The organism is Phycisphaeraceae bacterium (assembly GCA_019454185.1).
Lineage (GTDB): Bacteria > Planctomycetota > Phycisphaerae > Phycisphaerales > UBA1924 > JAHBWV01.
This window is the reverse complement of record CP075368.1, coordinates 680,311-700,312: the sequence shown is the minus strand read 5'-3', so window position 1 is coordinate 700,312 and position 20,002 is coordinate 680,311. Positions and strand designations below refer to the sequence as shown.

Annotated in this window: 5 protein-coding genes; all 5 read right to left on the bottom strand. The window is 65.2% G+C overall.

Features of this window, described 5'->3' with window-relative positions; genetic code table 11:
- Complete coding sequence (locus KF838_02760; GenBank protein ID QYK48779.1) at positions 1-11,601, bottom strand: filamentous hemagglutinin N-terminal domain-containing protein; 11,601 nt, start codon at positions 11,599-11,601, stop codon at positions 1-3.
- Between the two features lie 72 nt (positions 11,602-11,673).
- A complete protein-coding gene (locus KF838_02755) occupies positions 11,674-13,758 on the bottom strand; it encodes a ShlB/FhaC/HecB family hemolysin secretion/activation protein (GenBank protein QYK48778.1) in 2,085 nt (694 codons plus the stop codon).
- A gap of 117 nt (positions 13,759-13,875) precedes the next feature.
- Positions 13,876-14,802 (bottom strand): hypothetical protein, encoded by a 927-nt coding sequence (locus KF838_02750; GenBank protein QYK48777.1) that lies wholly within the window; start codon positions 14,800-14,802, stop codon positions 13,876-13,878.
- 97 nt (positions 14,803-14,899) lie between these two features.
- Positions 14,900-19,309 (bottom strand): hypothetical protein, encoded by a 4,410-nt coding sequence (locus tag KF838_02745; protein QYK48776.1) that lies wholly within the window; start codon positions 19,307-19,309, stop codon positions 14,900-14,902.
- Positions 19,306-19,989: a DotU family type IV/VI secretion system protein gene (locus KF838_02740; protein ID QYK48775.1), complete on the bottom strand. Its 684-nt coding sequence runs from the start codon at positions 19,987-19,989 to the stop codon at positions 19,306-19,308. The genes KF838_02745 and KF838_02740 overlap by 4 nt, the downstream gene beginning before the upstream one ends.
- Between the last annotated feature and the right edge of the window lie 13 nt (positions 19,990-20,002).

The window sequence follows — 20,002 nt, the reverse complement described above, 5'->3', positions numbered from 1 at the left end:
TCACCGCTGCCCCGCGTCGGCCTCGACTTCGGCTTCTTCTTTCATGTCGGCCGGCGCGTCTTCGTCGGGATCGGCTCCGAGGTCGTCGGTGACATCGCTCGGGAGTGTGTCGGTTGATGGATCAGCGGACGAATCACCGGCCTCGATGGCGCGACGGAGTGCGCTGGCGGGGAGTCGGCGATCGGTGATGCTGCTTGCGATCTGCTGCCATGCCTTGTTGAGTTCGAAGTCGGTGAGCGCGAGGAGTTTGAGTTGGTCGAGGAGTCGCGAGAGGCCTTCGAGATCGGCCAGCGCGGCGGCGTGCTCGGGAGAGGATTCCACGAACTGCCGGAAGGCGGCTCCATCGGCGACGCGGGAGCGATCGACCGTGTCGAGGTACGCCTGGGCGGCGTTGAGAAGGTTGTCACGGATCTGAAGGCGCCGCTCGGACTCGTTCTCGCCCAGGACTTCCGCGACGGTCTGGAGGGCGGAAGCGACGACGGACTGTGTGAGGCGGCCCTCGGTGATGCGAGCATCGCCGGGGAGGTACTGGGGCATGTTGGGCAGGTCGTCGTAGACGGCGCGACCGACGAGTGCCTCGATGAGGGTCTGGACATCGAGGCCACGGGGGTCGATGCCGATCTCGCGGAGCTGCTCTTCCTGAGCGGAACCGATCGAGGTGCCGCGGCGGACGTTTCCGCTTTGTGACTCACGAGGTGCGGCGCCGGCGATGGCTTCGCTGACGTTGGTGTTGGTGGGACCTTGCGCTCTGAGATCAAGGACGGTGTTGCCACGGAAGAAGATGTCGTTGCTGAAGCTGCCGAAGGCCCGCTGAGAGAAAGAGCTGAGGGTAGAGGAGAGGCCTGAGCCGGTCTCGGTCGCGAAGAAGACCGGCCCGTCGCCATTGACCGCCGGCACCACCGAGAAGTTGATCTGGTCACGGGCGACGAAGTCAACGCCCTGGTCGGTGCCGGGTGTGACAGGTCCGAGCACGGTGCCGCCTTCACGGGCGAGGATGGTGATTGCGGAACCGGCGACGTTGATGTTGCCGAGTGCCGAGAGATCGCCGAGGATGACGTTGTCTGCTGTGATGCTGATGTTGCCGACTGATGTGAACTTGTCGTTTCGGCCCATCTGGAAGAGATCGCCGGAGTTGACCGAGATGCTGTCGCGTGCGGCGATGGTTGCGATCTGAGGAACAGAGTCGCGTTCGGCAGGGTTGAAGCGGAGCGAGCGGAGCGGGCGTGTGGAGCCGATGTCGCCGCCGAATTCGATGACGGGGATCAGCTCGGGGTTCACGGGCAGATTGGCGGCGAGGGTTTCGGTCTGGATCGTGAGTGCTGCGTTCTGGCTGGGCGCGGAGTCGATGGTGGAGCCGAAGATCACACCGCCGAGACCGGTCACGCTGGAATCGGCAGCGAGGAGGACGGGGGGCTGGATCTCGATGAGGCCATCGGCGACGATATCGCCCGAGAGCGTGAGTCCTGCTGTGCCGCCTGAGTCGGTGACCTGGAGCGAGGCGAGTGCGAGGCGGGTTCCTGCGTCTGCGAGCGCGATCTGGCCGCTCGAGATGACCTCAAGCGAGCGGGCGGATCCGGAGGAGCTGACATCCTGATTGAGCGTGATCTGTGAGCCTTCGAGGATGACGTTGTCGGTGAGGGAGACGGGACCTGCGAAGGCGATCGGGGTGGCTTCGTTTCTGAGGTTCGAGCCGAGGAGGACTTCGCCCGCGCCGTCCTGCGTGAACGCGCCGCCGTACTGGATGGAGGTGCCGGGCGCGATACGAAGTTCGCCGGCGTTGGTGATCGTGATCGGGCCTGTTCCTGCGGCGTTCATGCCGCCTTGGATGCGGATGGCGTTGCCGTTGAGATCGATGCCGCCCGGGGCAGTGGTTGAGAGGAGGCCGGAGAAGATTGAGAGACCGGCTCCGGCGGTCTGGGAGATGGTCTGGGCGGAGACTGCGCCGGCGGTGACGTTTCTGGCGTTCGCGATCGTGAAGTTCGCGAGGCGGGTCGAGCCGCCGACGGGCCCGCTGAGTGTGATGTCGCCCTGAGAGCCGCTGTTCAGGGTGAGGTTCTGCGCTCCGTTGACGGAAGCGAGCGAGATGTTGGCTCCGGCGGTGCCGCCCGTTGTGAGTGTGGTCGGTCCAGCCAGAGTTGATGCGCCGGCGAAGCGCTGTGAGCCGGAGGTGGTGGTTGAAGCGAGGGCGATGGAGTTTGCTTCGGCATCGATGCTCTGGAGTGGCGTTGTGCCGCCGACCGCGCCGCCGAAGGAAATCTGGCCGAGCGGTGCCTGGAGCGTGACGTCGGATGCGCCGTTGAGGGTCTGCTGGAACTGGATCACGCCGCCGTTGGCGGTGGCGAACTGCGTGCTGGAGGCCGGGAGGGTGACGGGGCCGCGGTAGGTCTGGTTTCCGACGGTGCTGACGCCTGTGGTCGAGATGGATGAACCGGTTGCGTCGAAGGAAGCGAAGGGCGTGGTGCCGCCGACGAGCCCGCTGAGTACCACTGCCTGTGAACCGGCGTTGTGAACGATGTTGTTCGCGCCGTCGAGCGTGCTTGAGAAGTCGATTGAAGCTCCGGCGCCGCCGTTGGTGGCGAAGGTGATGGTGCCGGGGAGCCCTGAGCCGGGGTTGAAGGTGATGGCCGGGCCGTTGAAATCCTGCGAGCCGACGGTGCGAACCTGGGAGCCGCCGAACCGGAGGAGTGAGCCGGTTGCGGTGAGCGATGCGGGACGGGTCGTGCCGCCGACATCGCCCGCGAATGTGAGTGTGCCTGCGCCAGCATTGGCGGTGATCGAGCCGGCCCCGTCGAGCGTGCCGTTGAAGGCGATGTCGTCGCCTGCGGTGCCGCCGGTTGCGAAGACGGGTGTGGCACCTGTGGCGAGGGTCGAGCCGTTGTAGGTCTGCGCGCCGGTGGTTGTCGCGCCGGGGAGAGTGATGCTTGAACCGGTGGAGGTGAAGGTGGTGAGGGGCGTGACGGCTCCGACGAGGGCGTTGAGTTGGATGGAGCCGAGTCCGGCGTCGAGCGTGAGTGCGTTCGCGCCGTTGATCGGGCCGGTGATCAGGATGTTTCCGCCCTTCGGGAGGCCGGCGCCTCCCTGGGTCGAGAGAGCGACATCGGCTCCGACGACGACGGCGTCGTTGATGGTGATGTCGTTTCCATTGGTCGTGATGCCGGCGTTGAGTGTTGTTGTGGCGTCCGGTCCATCGATGAAGATCGAGGCGTTGTCGTTGCCGAGCATCGCGGCGTTGACGGTCACGGAGCCGCCGAAGGGCGTCAGGATCCGGACGGGGTCGCGGAAGGTGATGGGACCGGTGACGATCGCGTGGGCACCGTTGTCCTCGCGCCCGATGGTGATCTGTGAGAATCCGTTGGTGAGGAATCCGAGTTCGGCGATGGTGAGATTCAGCGGTGCTCCGGTGACGCCTGCGGCGATGGTGATGCCGAGATTGGGCGTGCTGGGCTGGAGGACGATCGTGTTGCCAGCGACCGAGCCGGTGATGTCGATCTCGTCGCCCGTCAGGACGAGCGCGGCGCCCGAGCCGCCGCCGCTGCGGATGGCGACGCCGCCGAGGGTTGTGGTGCCGGTTCCGGAATCGAACGCGATGGACTGTCCAGAGGCGGTGCCGATGAGGGCATCGGTGGTGATCGCCCCGCCCGCAGACTGGATGGAGAGTCCGGAGGAGGCGGTCAGATCTGTCTGGCCTCCGCTGAGGGTCAGCGCGTCGTTGCTCGAGAAGAAGGTTGTTGATCCTGATGCGAGCGTCTTGAGGGGCGCGGTGTAGGTCTGCTGGTTCGCGCGGTAGACCAGACCGTTGAAGGTAATCGACGTTGACCCGACGATGGAGGTGATGCCGCTGACGCCCTCGCCCGCGGCACCGATCGCTTCGAGCGCGATGTTGGCGGCGGAGACGGTGAGTGCGTCGAGGGCGGTGTCGGCCCCTACGGCACCGAGTGAGGCGTCGGCGGAGCCGGCGTTGACGACGAGGGCGTTGGACCCGTTGATGGAACCGGCGATCGAGATGTCATCGCCGACAGCGCCTGCGGTCTGGATCGACACGTCAGAGGCGAGCGTGGTGGGTCCGGTGACGGAGATGGAGCCGCTGCCTGTGCTGGTCAGATCGCCCGCGAGCGCGACGCTTGTGGATCCCTGGATGGACTGTGCGCCGGTGGTGGTGACAGAGCCGACCTGCGCGGTGCCGGCGGCGACGTTGACGGAGCCGAGCGGCGTGGTCGAGCCGACCGGACCGGCAAGGGAGGCGAGGTTCGACGCGAGAACGGAGAGAGACTCCGATGCGCCGCCGGGCGTGCCGTTGACGGCAGCACTGAACGTCGAGTCGGTCGCGGCGTTGACGTTGAGACCCGCGGCGTTGCGGAGCGTGACGGGACCAGTGAAATCGACCGCGCCGGTCGAGGAGATGACGGCGGTTGCGGGGCTCTGCACGGCGATCGACGCTCCCTGCAGGGCGAGGGAGCCGGCGCGATAGGTCGCTCCGGAGAGGGTCAGGGCGTTTGTCGCCACGAACGAGGTCGCGCCTGTGACGCCGTTTGCCGATGAGCCGATGTTCGCCAGCGAGATATCGGTGCCGGTTGATGTCAGGGATGCGATTGCTCTGGTCGCGCCGACTGTGCCCTGAAGATCGACATCGCCGAGGCCTGCCTGGGTGGTGAGCCCGAAGGTGCCCGCTGCTGATGTCGCGACCTGATCGATTGTTCCCTCGACGGTGATGTTGCCTGCGCTGGCGGGGCCGGTGCTCAGGAGGACGTTCGCACCGATGAGGACGGAATCGCTGATCGTGATGTCGTCGCCGTCTGTGACGATGTTGGCGGCGAGGGTTGTTGTCGCTCCGGAACCGTCGATCGTGACGGAGGCGTTGTCGGAGCCGGTGATTCCGCCGTTGCCAATGAAGACCGACCCGCCGAGGGGTGTGCGGATCGAGACGGGATCGCTGAAGGCGAGGGTGCCGACGCGGATCTCGTGCTGCCCGTCTGTTCTGCCGAAGGCGACGGAGTCGAATCCGCCCGCGAGGGTGGCGACTTCGGCGGTTGAGAGCCCGAGGAATCCGCCGGAGGGGTTGATTGCGGGGCTGGCGAGCGCGATGGCGCGGGTCGGGCTCGAGGGTTGGATCACCAAGGCACCGCCATCGCCGCCGGAAGTGATTGAGCCGGCGACTGATGCGAGGTTCATGTCGTCGGCGGTGAGTGTGAGAGCGTTTCCATCGGTGTCGATGGAACCGGAGGCACCGAGCGTGAAGGTGGATGTGCCCGCGTTGAATTCGGAATCGGAGGCGAGTGTTGTCGCGCCGCCGAGCGAGATCGGATTGTTGGTTGAAGAGAACGTTCCACCAAGGAGAGCTGGTCCGGTGAACTCGATCGCGCCATTGGTCGTGAGGCCTGAGAGGAGCGTGAGGAGCCCAGAGTTCGTGATGCTGACGCCGCCGGAGGAGGTGAGTCCGGCGTTGAAGGTGAAGACGGTGCCGTCCATGTCGAGCGAGCCGACTGAGACGGGTCCGTCAGCGACGAACGGGCCGGTCAGAGCGGCGACGGTTGTGAGTGCTCCGGCGATCGCGATGCCTTCGACATTCACACCCGCGCCACTGCCGAAGGTGAGCGTGGTGAGTCCGGTCGGATCGGCGGCTCCACCGAGTCCGGAGAGGTTGCCCTGGAGGTCGATCAGGCCGGTGCCGGCGGTAAGCGTCAGCGACTCGGCTGAGCCGCCGGTGGTACCTGTGATATCGCCAGTGACCGTGATATTGCCCGCCCCTGCGCCGGTGGAGAGCGTTACTGCAGCACCTTGCCCGATCGTGGCGGGGCCGTTGATCGTGATGGCGCGTCCGGGGTTCGAGATGCCCGCGTTGAGAGTTGTCGGGCCGGTGAGTGTGAGCGTTGCATCGCCGGCACCGGTCAGCCCGCCGTCACGCACAAGGATCGAGCCGGTGGAGCCGGTGCGGATCGTGAGCGGGTCGTTGAAAGTAGAGGTGCCGACGCGGACGGCGTGGGACGAGGTCGCGGGATCGCGGCCGATCGTGATGGAGCTGAACCCGTCGAGGCGCGATGCGGAGGCCGCGCTCAACGTCATTGTGCCGGCGCTTGAGCCGCCTGTGATGGTGCCTATGTCGATCGGCGTGGAGGTGGCTGTGGGCTGGATGAGGAGGGTTGCGCCAGCGCCCGTCACGTTGGAAGCGAATGAGACGATTCCGTTGCTGATGATTTCAAGGTTGTTGCCACCCGTTGCGAGTGTCGAGCCGAAGGCGACGTCGCCGGTGCCGCCCGTCAGCGTGACGGGAGCGGTGAGCGTGGACGCACCGGCGAACGAAACGCCGGCGCCGGTGATGTCTGATCCGATTGAAGCGGCACCTGTGCCGTCCTGTGTGAACGCGCCCGCGGCGCTGATCGGGGCTCCGCCGGCGATGGTGAGCAGTCCGGAGTTTGTGACTCGGACGATTCCGGTGCCAGTGGCTGTGACATCGTCGTTGAATGTGAATGCCGCGCCGGCGAGATCGACGCCTCCCGCGCCGCTGGTGTTCACGACACCGTCGAAGCGGGTCAGTTGCTGGCCCGCGAGCTGGCGGACGACAGCGGCGGAGACTGATTGCGTTGCGGTGACGTCTTCGGCGTTTGCGATCTGGAGCGTGGCGAGGCGGGTTCCGGCTCCGACAGCGCCTGAGAAGAGGACATCGCCACCGGTACCGGCGTTGATCGAGAGCGACTGGCCTGCGGCAGTGGTTGCGTCGATGGTTGAGGAGAAGGTGACGTTCGCACCGCCGGTTGCGCCGCCGTTGGTTGTGTTGATGCTGACAAAGTCGGAGGCGGTGTCTGCGAGCGTGACGGCACGGAGGAAGGAGACGGGTTGGCCGTTGGTCGTGATGTTTGCGCCGAGCGAGACGGCTCCTGCGCCGTCCTGCGTGAACCCGCCAGCGGCGAGGATCGGGGCTCCATCGGCGATCGTGAGCAGCCCCGCGTTCGTGACGCGGAAGATGCCGAGCGATGTGGAAGAGACATCGTCGTTGATCGTGAATGCGGCACCGTCGAGGTCGACGCCCGCGGCGGTGTTGGTGTTGACGATTCCGTCGAACCTCGTGAGACGCTGGCCGGCAACCTGCCTGACGGCGGCGGCGGTGAGCGTTGAGGAGGCGATGAAGTCGCGGGCGTTGGTGATGGTGAGCGTGCCGAGGCGGGTTGCGCCGACTGCGCCGGTGAAGGTGGCGTCGCCGCCGGTGCCCGCATCGATCGTGAGCGATTGGGTCCCTGCACCGGTTCCTGTGAGCGTGCTCGCGAAGGAGACGTTTGCTCCGGCGGGATTGCCGCCCGAGGTGGTGTCGATGGTGACGAGGTCGGATGCGGTATCGGCGAGTGTGACAGCGCCTGCGAAGGAGACCGCATCGCCCGTCGTTGTGATGTTCGCGCCGAGCGAGACCGCGCCCGCGCCATCCTGGGTGAAGCCGCCACCGGCGACGATTGGCGCGCCGTCGGCGATGGTGAGGAGCCCGGAGTTGGTGATGCTGACGATGCCGGTGCCGGAAGCGGTGACATCGTCGTTGAATGTGAATGCCGCGCCGTCGAGGTCAACGCCACCGGCTGCGGTGGTGTTCAGCGTTCCGTCGAAGCGTGTGAGCCGCTGGCCTGCGACCTGGCGAACTGTGTTTGCAGAGACCGTGCTGGATGCGATGAAGTCTCGTGCGTTGGTGACGGTGAGCGTTCCGAGGCGTGTGGTGCCGACGGCTCCGGTGAAGGTGGCATCGCCACCTGTGCCGGCGTTGATCGTGAGTGACTGGCCACCGACGGTTGCGGCGTCGAGGGTTGATCCGAAGGAGACGTTCGCGCCCGCGAGTGAGGGGCCGCTGGTGGTGTCGATCGTGACGAGGTCGGAGGCGGTGTCCGCGAGCGTGACCGGCCCGGCAAAGGAGACCGCGTCACCGGTGGTCGTGATGTTCGCACCGAGGGAGACTGCGCCGGCGCCGTCCTGTGTGAAGCCGCCGGTGGCGGTGATCGCCGCGCCGGCTCCGACGGTGAGGAGGCCGGAGTTTGTGACGGAGAATGCGCCGCTGCTCGCCGAGTTCACCGCACCGTTGAAGGTGAATTCGGTTCCGTTCAGATCGATGCCGCCGCCGATTGCGGTGAGTGTTGAGCTGAAGAGCGTGGTGCCGGTGCCTGCGACCTGCTGCACCGAGTTGGCCTGGACCGCGAGCGTGGCTGTGACGTTGCGGGCGTTGGTGACTGCGAGCGTGCCGAGCCGTGTCGTTGCGCCGACGCCGCCCGTGAAGAGGATGTCGCCACCCGTGCCGGCGTTGAGCGTAAGCGACTGGGCACCGGCAACGGTGCCGTTCGTCGTGCTGGAGAAGGTGATGTTGGCACCGGCGGCATTGGCGCCGGCATTGGTGGTATCGATCGTGACGAGGTCTGAGGCGGTATCGGCAAGGGTGACGGCCCGGAGGAATGAGACCGCGTCGCCCGAGGTGGTGATGTTCGCCCCGAGTGAGACAGCACCTGTGCCGTCCTGGGTGAAGCCACCACCGGCGAAGACTGGCGCGCCATCTTCGATGGCGAGGACGCCGACGTTGGTGACGCGGACGATACCGGAGCCGTTTGCGTTGACATCGTCCTGGAAGGTGATTGCGCCGCCATCGATATCAACACCCGCCGCAAGGGAGGTTGTGATCGAACCCGTGAAGGTGACGTTGTCGTTGCTTCCTCCGGCGACGTTGACCGAGCCGGCGTTGATCTGCCCGAGTTGGGCCGCGAACGCACCGGCGTTTCCTGTGTCGAGTTCGACCGTGAGCGCACCGGCACCGATCGAGATGGAGCCGGTGGTGATATCGCCACCAGACTGGATGCGTACCCCGGACGCGCCTGAGGAGATGTTCCCCAGCATGACCGAATCGCCGGTGAACGCGACCTCGGTGCCCGCGCCGCCTGAGAGCGAGAGGCCGCTGGTGGCAGTGATCTCCAGGTCGCCGGCGGAGTTGAACGAGCGGTTCGCGTTGATCTGGACGTTGTTTGTGCCGCCACCACCGGCATCGGAATCGCCCTGAAGGATGAGGTCGCCGACGGTTGTGCTGAGGTCTCCCTGGACGATGACGGAGTCTGCGGCGCGTGCGGCGACGGCGCGGAACTCGGCGTTCGATTGCAAGGTGATCGAGCCGCCGGTTTGCAGTGTGAGAAGATCGCTGATGCCGCCAACGTTTGCGGCGGCGACGGTGCCAACCTGCATGGCCCCGCTGCTCGATCCGCCGATGGTCAGGCTTGCGGCGGTGATCTGCTGCAGTTCTGTTGCGGAGATCGTGATGTCGTTGCCAGCAACTCCCCCACCGACGCCGATGGTGTGGTTGGGCGCGGCACCGGAGATCGCGAGATCGCCGCTTCCCGCTGTGATCGCGCCGGTTGCGCCGATCGCAAGGTCGCCGAGTGTGAGCGTCAGGTTGCTATTTGTTGAACTCAGCGTGACGCCGTTCGAGACGGTGAGGATGTCGGGATCGGCGTTTGTGTTGTTGTTGCTGTCGCTGTCGGCATTGACGAGGGATGTGCCGGCGATCGTTGTGTTGGTCGTGACGTTCGCGTTCAGGGTGATGCCGTCTGTCGCGGCGATCGAGGCGTTGCCCGCGACGCTGATCGGCTCTGTGACATCGATCGCGCCGCTCGCAGTGAGGCCGAGACTGCCTGTGACGGCTGTGCTGGTCACGGTGATGCCGGTGAGGCCGCCGAGGGTCGCGCCGCCGACGGTGAGTGCTTGATCGTTGGTGAAGAACGCGCCGTTTCTCTGGGCGACGGCTTCGAGGTTGTCGACGCTGAGCTGGATCGGCTGGGCGGAAGTTCCGATGAATCCGCCGCCACCTGCTCCGTTTGTCGCGAAGGCAGCGCTTGAGGCGGTGATGGTCGCGGAGCCGTCGGCCCTCTGGATGCCCTGATCGGCTGTCGGTCCGGCGTAGCGAACGAGGACGTGCCCGGCACCTGCGTCGAGCGAGGCGACGGTCATGGTCGCTGCGCTGGTATCGGCTGCGCCGCCTTCGAGCACGCGGAGGGTGATGTTGCCTCCTGTGGCCGAGGTGTCGATGGTCGTTCCGGGCGACATCGTGATGGTTGCGGCACCGGCGTCGCGCTGAGCGGCGACGAGCGCACCATCGGTGTCGTTTGCCGTTGCCGAGAAGGAGCCCTTGAGGGTGACGTCGGCTTCGATCAGGACCGAGCGTCCTGCCTGGAGTGTGAGACTTCCGTTTCCGGCGTTGGCCGATGCGTCGATCGCGTTCGCGATCGTGATGTCGTTGTTGGCCTGGAGCACGAGATCGGCACCGTCGAGCGCGGTGACGATGGTCGCGGGGCTGAACGTGCGATCGGCGGCTGAGGCGTCGCCGAATGCCGTGCTGCCGGGCAGCGCGTCCGGTCCGCCGGCCTGCACGCGGATGTTCTTCGGGTCGAGGAGGAGCGTGCCCTTCGCTCCGTTGGTCGCGCGAAGATCGGTGAAGCCGGTGTAGAGCAGGTGCTCTTTGCCTGAGACCTCGGCGAGCCCGCCGTTGCCGGTGCCGGCGCCCCGAGCGGAGATGTTGCCTGCGAATCGCGTGACCTCATCTGACCAGACGACGACGGTGCCGCCGTCGCCGGAGCGGGTCGCGTCGGCACGAATAGTGGACGACTCGCTGACATATGTGCGTGAGGCGCGGAGACCATCGCCACCGTGGAAATCTCCGCCGATGCGGACCTTGCCGCCGCCGGCGGGACCTGAGGCGTCGATTGATGCGTCGAACAAGCCGACGAGATCGCCCCGGATGTCGACGGTGCCGCCGCTCGCACCGGGTGAGACATTCGAGGCGTCGATGGAGCCGGAGATGCTCGTGACCGCGCCTTGTCCGCCCTTGATCTCGATGTCTTTGGCTTTGATGCGTGAGGACGAGGCGAGCATGACGCCGAACATGTCGCCCGACCCGACCATGACCTTGCCGCCTGGCGCGGCGATGGTGCCGAGATTCTGCACGCCGCCGCTCTGTGCTTCGCTGCCGGCGCCCTCGATCTTGACGTAGAGGTGTCCGCCACGCTCTCCGAGGTAGAGGTCTTCGCCGGCAACGAACGCGACGACGCCATTCGGGGAGATGACGGATCCGGAGTTCTCCACGGCGCGGCCGAAGAGCGTGACCTCTGGCGAGACGATGGTGCCGCGGTTGATGACGGCGCCCTGTGCGTCGGTGAAGCGATCGACGCCGCGCAGGAAGTCGTTGTTGGTCATGCTCGCGGCGGCGGCGTGGAGCCCTCCGACGTTGACCATCGAGCCCTGCCCGAAGACGACGCCAGCGGGATTGACGATGTAGACAATGCCGTTGGCGAGGAGGGAGCCGTCGATCTGTGTGGGCGATGAGCCGTTGATGCGGTTGAGAACGCGAGACGAGGCGTCGGGCTGGATGAAGCGAACCGTCTCGTGCCGGGCGATATTGAACCCGGTGTAGTTGATGATGGTCTTGTTCGCGGCGGTGATCGTTGTCACCGCTCCGTTCCGCGCGAATGACGCGGATCCGGCAACGACCTGTTGCCCTTCCGGCCCTGCCCAGGCGGGGAGCGCGAAGACGGTGATCACCGGGCCGACCATCATGACTCGGAAGACATCGCGACTGGCCGCTCTGGATCGCTCCGACATCTGAATCTCCCTTCGACAAACAAACTCTGAAACCGATACTTCCCGCCCTGACCCGTGCGATGCGTAGATGGTTCAGAAGAGGATCGTGAAGACAAAGTGGAAACGGTTGCTCCCGCGTTTCACGTTCTGGTTGTCAACCTCGTCGAGCGCCATGCCCCAGTCCATCCTTGCGCTGAGGTTCTGGTAGAGGAGCAGTTCTGCGCCGAGGCCTGCACCGATGAGCGATTCGTCTTTCTCGTAGTCTTCGCGATCGCTGTTGACGACGTGGGCGGCGTCGACGAATGCGCGGAGCACGAGATCCCAATCGGGGCGACCGAACTGTTGCTGCGGACGCATGCGGAACTCTCGCCCGAAGAGGCGGGAAGGTTCGGGCTGGATTGAGAGGGCGCGGGGGAGGTGGAATCGATACTCGACGGTTCCGATGATGACCGAGTCGCCCGCCACGACGGATTCGGGATAGCCGCGAACGGTGTAGAGGCCGCCAACGACCTGCTCGGCGTTGGGGATGAGACGATTGTCGAAGGCCCACTGGCCGCGGACGCCGAAGACAAGCTCGTGCGCGAGGGTGGAGAGTCCGGGATCGAAGCGTGTGGCGTCTCCCCTGGGAGTCGGCACGCGCGGCTTGCGCCACTCTTCGGCGTTGAGAAGCGGTTCGAGGAAGAACGAGTAGCCGACATCGAACTGGAGCGTGACCCACTCTTCATCGACGTTGAGTCGGCCGAGTTTTTCGAGTTCTTCCGGATCGCTGCCTGAGACGCCGGGCATGGACCACTCGACGGCGACTGACGCACCGAGTGACTCGACATCGTTGCGGCTTTCCGCGCGGAGACCGACGCGTGGGAGGAAGACATCGTCCTCGCCCTTGACGTCGGCGAACTCGTTGTTGACCTTGATGTTCTGCCAGCGCGCGCCGCCGAAGGCATCGACGAAGAGGGCGCGGTCCTGGGCACGGCCGGGCATGCTGGTCTGGAGCAGGTTCCAGACGAGCTCGGCACCGAGCGTCCAGCTGTCGCCGCTGAACTGCTCGTTGGCCAGACCGACGTCGGAGGCCTCGAAGGAGGAGAAGTTGCCGTAGATGCGGAGGCGGAGTTTCTCGGCGTCGAAGATGGGCGTGTCGTATGAAGCGATGACGGCGTGTGCTTCGGAGAAGCCGGCGGTGATGTAGTCCACGGAGAGGATGTCGTCGCGGCCGGTGAGCTGGGTGTGCGTGAAACCGAAACGCTCCCTCCAGACGTCGGTGTCTTCTGTGCCGGTATTGGAGAGCTGGGCGTAGAGGGTGAGGGGCTTGTTCTCGGAGACGAGATAGTCGAGTACGGCCTTGTCGCGTGATTCGGTCGGAGCGATCGCCACATCGACGCGCCGGCCCGGATGGCGATTCAGGCGCAGGACGAAGTCGTCGATCTCGCGGCGCTGGATATATGCACGCTCGGGATCCTCGGCGTCGGTCTTGATGGGCGAGCGGCGCAGGATCGCGGCGTGCTTCGCGGAGTTGACGCGGTCCGCCTCTCTGATGCGGTCTCCGGACGCAACCGTTCTGATCTGGCCAACGACCGCGACGTAGATGTTCAGGTAGAGCGTGGACTCATCTGTATCGAAGACGTCGCGGGTTTGCCAGTCGATTCGATCGGGATCGGGCGCAACGAGGACGCCGACAAAGCCACGGTCGTTCAGAACCGAATAGACCGCGGCACAGATCCGCTCAACGGCCTGGACGCTGAGAACCCTTTTCGAGCCATCGCAGAGTTGTGCAAGGGTGTATGTGGTGCTCGGTTGATCCGGCGCGGGGAGAGCGAGCCCCTCCGGCGTTTCGGCGAGTTCAAAGGTCACTTCGAGCAGTTCTGTCACAGGGGGAAGCCCGACACCTGAGCCCATGTATCTGAGCGTCAGAGGCGAGGCGATCACCCATCGCGGCTCGGCGATATCCGGTTCTGCCGGCGTCTCGTCGGGCTTGGCGAGTTCAATCTGCGCATCGCCCTCGGGCTTCTCGGGCGCGGCGGCATCAGGGGGCTCAACGGGCGGCGCGACTTGCTGGCCGAGGGCGTGTGACGCCGGCAACAGAGCTGCGGTCCAGATCGCGACGGCAAGGCCGGACCTCAGCACAAGCGATCGAACGGCGCGTCGATCAGAACTGCGTGCGCCAGAACCATTTGCATCCATAACTGATCGCTCCCGTGCACTCAGGTGTGCCCAAGGTCCGAGAAAGTCCGCGTAAAGATAGCGAATATGTACCCAACACTCAAACAAGTCCTCAACACCGAACGCCGCGGTAACAAATCAGGGGCCTTGACGACCGGCTGCCCAGCGACGCACACGCTCGGAGAGCTCGGGGTCGATCGTGTAGGGGACGACGGTTGCGGGCGGCACCGCGGTCGGCCCTGCGCGGAGACAGAAGAACTGGGCCACTCCCGGCGCGCCGATGATGATGTCAATCCAGGGAGAACCGCCCCGTCGGATCACGAGGATGGGGCATGCGACATCGAGAAGCTCGCCGAGGAGATCTCGCCACGCCAGGAGGGACGGCAGCGTCCCTTCGATGCAAGCCGGCACCCTGATGTGCTGTGGCCTGAGATCGACGGATTTGATGCGCGAGGTCGTGCCCTCGGCATCGGTGCCCTTCAGATACGCGCTCATGTCGCGATGGATCTGGTAGAAGACTCGTTCGAGACCGACAAGATCAGGGCCGAGGTCGCTGGAGGTGATGAGCGGGGAGAGATCTGCCTGATGCGATGCGTCGGCGTGGTCTTTGGCTGCCAGCTCGCGAAAGGCGGCGCGTGCGGCGGCCAAGGCGTCGATCACTGCCTGGCGGTCGCTCGTTGTCTTGCACTTTGCCTCGGCGTTCTCGATGATGGAGATGGCATCGGTCGCGACTTCGACGGGCACATGACGGGCATGGGCGACGATCGACATGGGGTATTTCGTTCGCCCCTTTCCATCGCTTGATGACCACATACGCCCGAGGAGCCACTCGTTCTCGAAGGACCAGAGGAGGGTGTGGTCGAAGCCATCGACTCGGGCCGACTCTTCGAGCCCGTCCCATGCGCCGGAATCGATGTTGCCACCGATTCCTTCGATGTAGATCGATCGCTTCGCGAACACGAGGCGCTCGGACTCAAGCCCAATGTCCTCGATGTGATCGTTCCAGGCGGGGTGTTTACCGAACGCGCCGACGCTGGCTGACTCGCCCCCTCGGGCGTCCGCCATTCCAAAGATTCGACCGAGCAGGCCTTTTCGCACGCGTGATTCCTTGCAGTGTGTGCGGGTCTGAACGGGGACGAGCGACGACGGACTCTCGGACTTCTCAACGGCCCCAATCGACGGAGCGCGGCCACCTCTCCTGAGGGGGCAGTTGGCGATTGAAACGCACACCGATCTCGGTGTTGTCGCCACCGTATGAGAGCGGGACGTACCAGATGCGCGAGTCGGCGGCGTCCTGCCTGCCTCGCTGCACGGCGAGGGCGAGGAGCGTCCATCCGCTGGGGGTCTCGATGGTGTCAGAGCCCCGCGGGCGGGCGGCCTCCACCGGTGAGAACTCGATGGCGAGCGATGCACCTTGGGCGATCCTGACGACCTGGCCGGTTCTTGCTCGCTCGGTGTCGATGGCGTACCACTCGGAGGAGCCCCTGTCGGTGTGGAACCGGTAGTAGCGCCACTTGCCGCCGTACTCGGCGGGCTGCGGGGGCACGAAGATCTCGTATTCGAGGGCGGGCTCTCCCGCGCCGATCGCGGCGATGACCTCCTGCACTCTTTCGACGAGCGTCCGGTTTGCGCCGAGGGACCCTTCCCCGCGGAGACGTTCGAGGCGAGAGCTCATGCCGGGGTGATCCACTCGAGCGCCCCCGCCGATGGTGCCTTCGTCTCTGGCACCGGTCGGGGTGCCGGGCGCGAGACCGATCAGCGCAACGGAGGCCGCGAGCGATTCAAACTCCGCATGGGAGAGGAATTCGGCCGCGCCGCGCGAGATGGGCAGGCGATTGCCCTGCTGGAGGACTCGTGCGACGGCATCCGCGATGCCGGACTGGCTCTCACGCGCGATCACGTCCAACGCGTGGCTGATGAGATTGTCCCAGTAGAGCACGCGCCGCGCATCGTTCTCTGACCTGGCGTATGCCGCGAGGATGCCGTCTTCGAAGCGTACGGGCCGCATCGCGAGGATCTCGCGGCGTGCGTCTCTTGCGACGGCGGAGAGTTCGATGAGTGACTTGCGAGAGAGTTCGGCGCGTGGTGTGAACGGTACGGGGGAGGCATCGGTAACCTGCTCGATCTCCTGGGTGACGCGTGCGAGGAGCTGGGAGGGCTCGCCGGTGGCGCGACGGTCGGCCGGGAGGGCCTGGATCGCCTCCTGCACTCGCTTCAGGGCGTCCGCGAGCGGTCTGTTCACCTCAGAGACGGGCGTTTCGCGGATGCGTTGGAGGAGTGTCGGCCACGACGAGAGCGACTCGTCGATCTCACTGACGGTCGTGTATACACGACGCCACTCGGCGAAGTATCGCTGGGTGTAATCGGCAACGCCCGCGCCCATGCTGCGCCAGCGTTCGCGCATGCTCTCGGCATCGAGAACGACGATCGCTTCTTTGGATTCGATCAGGGCACCGACACCTGAGAGGGCATCGAACAGGATCTTCGCGGCTCTGGGGTCGTACTCCGGCTTGACCGAATCACCCGGCATCCTGCTCATCGGCACCGAGGCGATGCGGAGCGCGGGGGCGTCGGCGAAGCGATCGATGGCCGTGGACGCGACGATCTGGGTGAGGGGCTCTGACTCGATGGCGACGATCATGGCGTCGATCAGATCCGTGCGACGACGGGCGATGCCTGAGGAGATCGCACGCCCACTGACCTCGACGGCCCGCTTGAACTCCGGCTGCTCGACCGAGGGGCGGGCGATTCTCTCGATGTCCTGAAGAGCGTTCCGGAGGGAATCATCGAGCGATGTCATGGCGGAAGCGGATGAGGAGAATCCGCGTGCGCTGGCGGTTGCAACCAGCTCGGTGTCCGCACGGCTGTAGATCTGGCTGCGGAGGTCGTACCTCCGTCGCATGACTCCGTCGAATGAGACTTTCTTCAGCGACGACTCGCTCATCGACTCGAGTCGGCTGGCTGTCTGCGCGAATGTCTGACGGGTGGTCTCGTCGATCCCGGCGAGGCGTCCTGCGAGCCGATCGCCGATTGAGGCGAGCTTGGCGGCGTTTGGATCCATAGCTCTTGCTGAGGCGGTCTCGGGAGCGGCTTCGGCGGAGGTCGGCGTCTGGAAGATGACGGTGTTGAGCTGCGACTTTGCGTGCTCGACGACTTCTCTGGTGGCGGTCGCGATCCACTCTGAGACGGGCTTGTCTTCAAGATCGGCGATCGCGTCGAGCGCGCGGTCGAGCTGGGACTTTGCTGCGACGTACTCCGTCAGGCGAGCGGACCAGGCGTTTCTGGCTCGGTCGTGCTGGACTCTGGTTCGGGCGTCGTGGAACTCCGTCATGGGGAGCAGGCCCGCCTCGCCGCTTTCTGCGGCTGAGAGTCTGGTTGCTGCTTCGCCTACAGCGCGAACGCGTGAGGCGACAGATGACGCACCGGAGACGCCGCCGGAGACCTGATCTGCGAGCCCGTTCGCGGCACGCTCGATCGTGTCGAGCATCGTGAGGCGCGTCAGCCACGCGGCGTCCTTGGGGGGCCAGGTGATTCCGGTTGTGCCGGTATATGCGGCGGAGGTCGCCTGATCGAGTTTCGTGACGAGTTTCGATATCTCGTCGGGATCGTCGCTGCGTGTGCCGCTCACTTCAACCTGAAGCGGGAGATCGCGAACGATGGCACCCATGTTCCATGCGGACGGGGCGGATTCGCTGCGGGGCGCGGCACCAGTTGCGAGACGCTCCAGTCGCACCATCTCGGCGATGGCAGGAGCGGAGAGCGTTCCGGTTGATTCGACCTTTCGGCGTGCCGCTTCGAGTGCGGGCCTGATGATGGCCTGGTCGATGGCTGTCCTTGCGGCCTCTGCCTGCCTTGCGTTCGGGCTCGACGCGCCGAAGATCCTCAGCCACCGGAACTCTGCCGGCATCTCGATCGAAGTGTTCGGACGCTCTCCGATCGAGACGAGCACGTCGGCGTATCGGATCGAGTCGCCTTCAGATTCTTTGACGATGCGGCGGAGGTGCTTGGCGGTCTCCTGATCCCACCACGGGGGATTCGAGGCGACGTACTCCTTGTCAACGGCGGCGAACGAGGGCCAGATCTCTGAGGAGCCCGATTGGCCTGACGGCAGTATGACTTCGGACGCGCTTTTCCAGTACTGGCTATGGACGCCGATCTTGGCTCGGAATCGCACGCCGCTGTAGGTCACGAGCCCGATGGAGAGGGCGACTGCGGCAGCGGAGGCGGCGAGCAGGATGCCGACGCGTTGGCGCTGGAGCTTCTTGGCGTTGTTGGCTCTGGTGACGAGCCCCTTCTCACGGAAAACCTTGCTCATGAGAAGATCGCGGATGAAGTACGACTTCTCCTTCTCCCAGACCTTGCCCTCGGGGAGAGCATCGATCGGCACGTTGAACATTGCCGCGAGATCTGCGTCGAGCGCGTCGCCTTCGCGGAGCGCACTGTTGAAGTAGATGCCTCGGAGGAAGAGCGGCTTTGTGGACCATGTGCCGGCGACGAAGATGGTTTCGAGGTATCTCCGGAGCCGTGGCGCGATCTGCATGATGCCATCGGGGAACGCGTACATCGCGTCGACCTGGTCGATGCGTCTGCCGTTGACGGCGTCTTCGGTGTGAACGGGGTCGATCAACAGACCGAGCCGACGCCGGCGCAGACGCATCTGTACGGTCTGGAGATGCTGATCGACGGCGTCCGGTGCGAAGGGCGTGTCGAGTTCGGCGGGGTTTGACCAGCCCAGCATCTGATGCTGGAGCTGGGGGTCTCTGATGCTATCGAAGAACTCGCGGAATCCGTTGATTTTGTCGCACTTGGAGATGACGACGAAAACGGGGAAGCGAACCCCGAGAACGCGTTGGATCCCGTCGAGCTGTTCGGCGATTCTGCCGGCCTTGGCCTGGATCTGCTCCTCGCTGTCGACGATCAGCGTGTCGGCGGGGATCACGAGCAACATGCCGTTGACCGGGCAGTTGGGTCTTCCCTTGCGGAGCAACGAGAGGAGCTCCTTCCAGACCGTGGTCTGGCCGGGAGGCGCTTCATCGAACATCAGCTTTCCGGCGGTGTCGAGGATGACCGCGTGGTTCGTGAACCACCAGTTCATGTTGACTGTTCCGCCCGTGCCTTGGAGCGTGTCCTGAAGCCCCGGGGGGAAACCGACGTTGCACCGACGGATCATCTCAGTCTTGCCGGAGCCCGGCTCACCCACGAGGATGTACCACGGCATGCTGTAGAGGTCTTTGCCGTGCTCTTTGAAGACGTCGAGGCCTCGCTCGAACTTCTTGCGGATGTCGTCGAGCTGGGCACGGTGTGAGGGGTCGCTGATGCCCTGGGGGACGGCGGCGCTGTTCTCTCTCAGGCGGGCCGTGAAGGGATCGGCCTTGCGTTTGTCGAGGAGCTTGAGCAGCTTGCGATATGCCACCAGCAGGAGGGCGATGATCACCAGCCCGGCCATGAGGAGGCCGGCGGCTTTGGGGCCGCCAAATGTGTTGGCGAGGAGCAGGAGGCCGCCTACAGCCGAGAGTCCCATGACGCCCTTCGCCCAACTCGGAAGCATGACGAACTGGGAGATCGCGCTCATGCTCCACCCCCGGCGCGGATGATCCTGCCCATCGCGTCGAGCAGTTCCTTCGACGCGGACTGGTACATGAAGACGTTGAGTGCGATCAGGACAACGATCAGTCCTCCGAGGGCGATGCCGATCCCGACGAGGCTTCGACCGGGGGGCTCGATCAGATCTGCGGTGCTCGTGTGCTCGTACGCCTCGGGACAGATCTTGGAGCCGTCGTCCTTGTCGACGAGCGTGCGGATTCTCGCGGAGATTTCCATCATCTTCTTTCTGAGGTACTCTGGCTGGCCGGTGTAAAAGCCGGTGAAGCCGAGCCCGAGGCACGTGTAGAACACGGCCAGTCGCTCCGTCGCTCGCTCGCTGTTGTCCGCGAGGGTCTCGTCCAGGACGTCGAAGAACGCCTCATCGCCGGCGAGTTCGTTTCGCTCGTGGGCGAGTTCCTCCCACTTCCGGGCGAAGTCGAGGCGGCTCTCCTTGATCATGAAGTCGGCGAAGTAGATGAGCACGAGCTCGATCCGATCGAACTGATCGGCCAGGCCGGGAGTTCCGGATGCGCGTTGACGCATCTCGGAGAGCATCGACTTGAGATCGGTGCGCACGGCCGCGGGCTCGAAACGCACGCCCTTGCGAGCGGAACGGTTGAGGCGGCAGACATATTGGAAGAACGGTTCACACAGCTCGAGAAGCGTCATGCGTTTCTCCGCA

Coding starts and splice junctions, on each gene's coding strand:
- KF838_02740 (QYK48775.1), bottom strand. CDS start 19,989: ATGACGCTTCTCGAGCTGTGTGAACCGTTCTTCCAATATGTCTGCCGC.
- KF838_02750 (QYK48777.1), bottom strand. CDS start 14,802: ATGGCGGACGCCCGAGGGGGCGAGTCAGCCAGCGTCGGCGCGTTCGGT.
- KF838_02760 (QYK48779.1), bottom strand. CDS start 11,601: ATGTCGGAGCGATCCAGAGCGGCCAGTCGCGATGTCTTCCGAGTCATG.
- KF838_02755 (QYK48778.1), bottom strand. CDS start 13,758: ATGGATGCAAATGGTTCTGGCGCACGCAGTTCTGATCGACGCGCCGTT.
- KF838_02745 (QYK48776.1), bottom strand. CDS start 19,309: ATGAGCGCGATCTCCCAGTTCGTCATGCTTCCGAGTTGGGCGAAGGGC.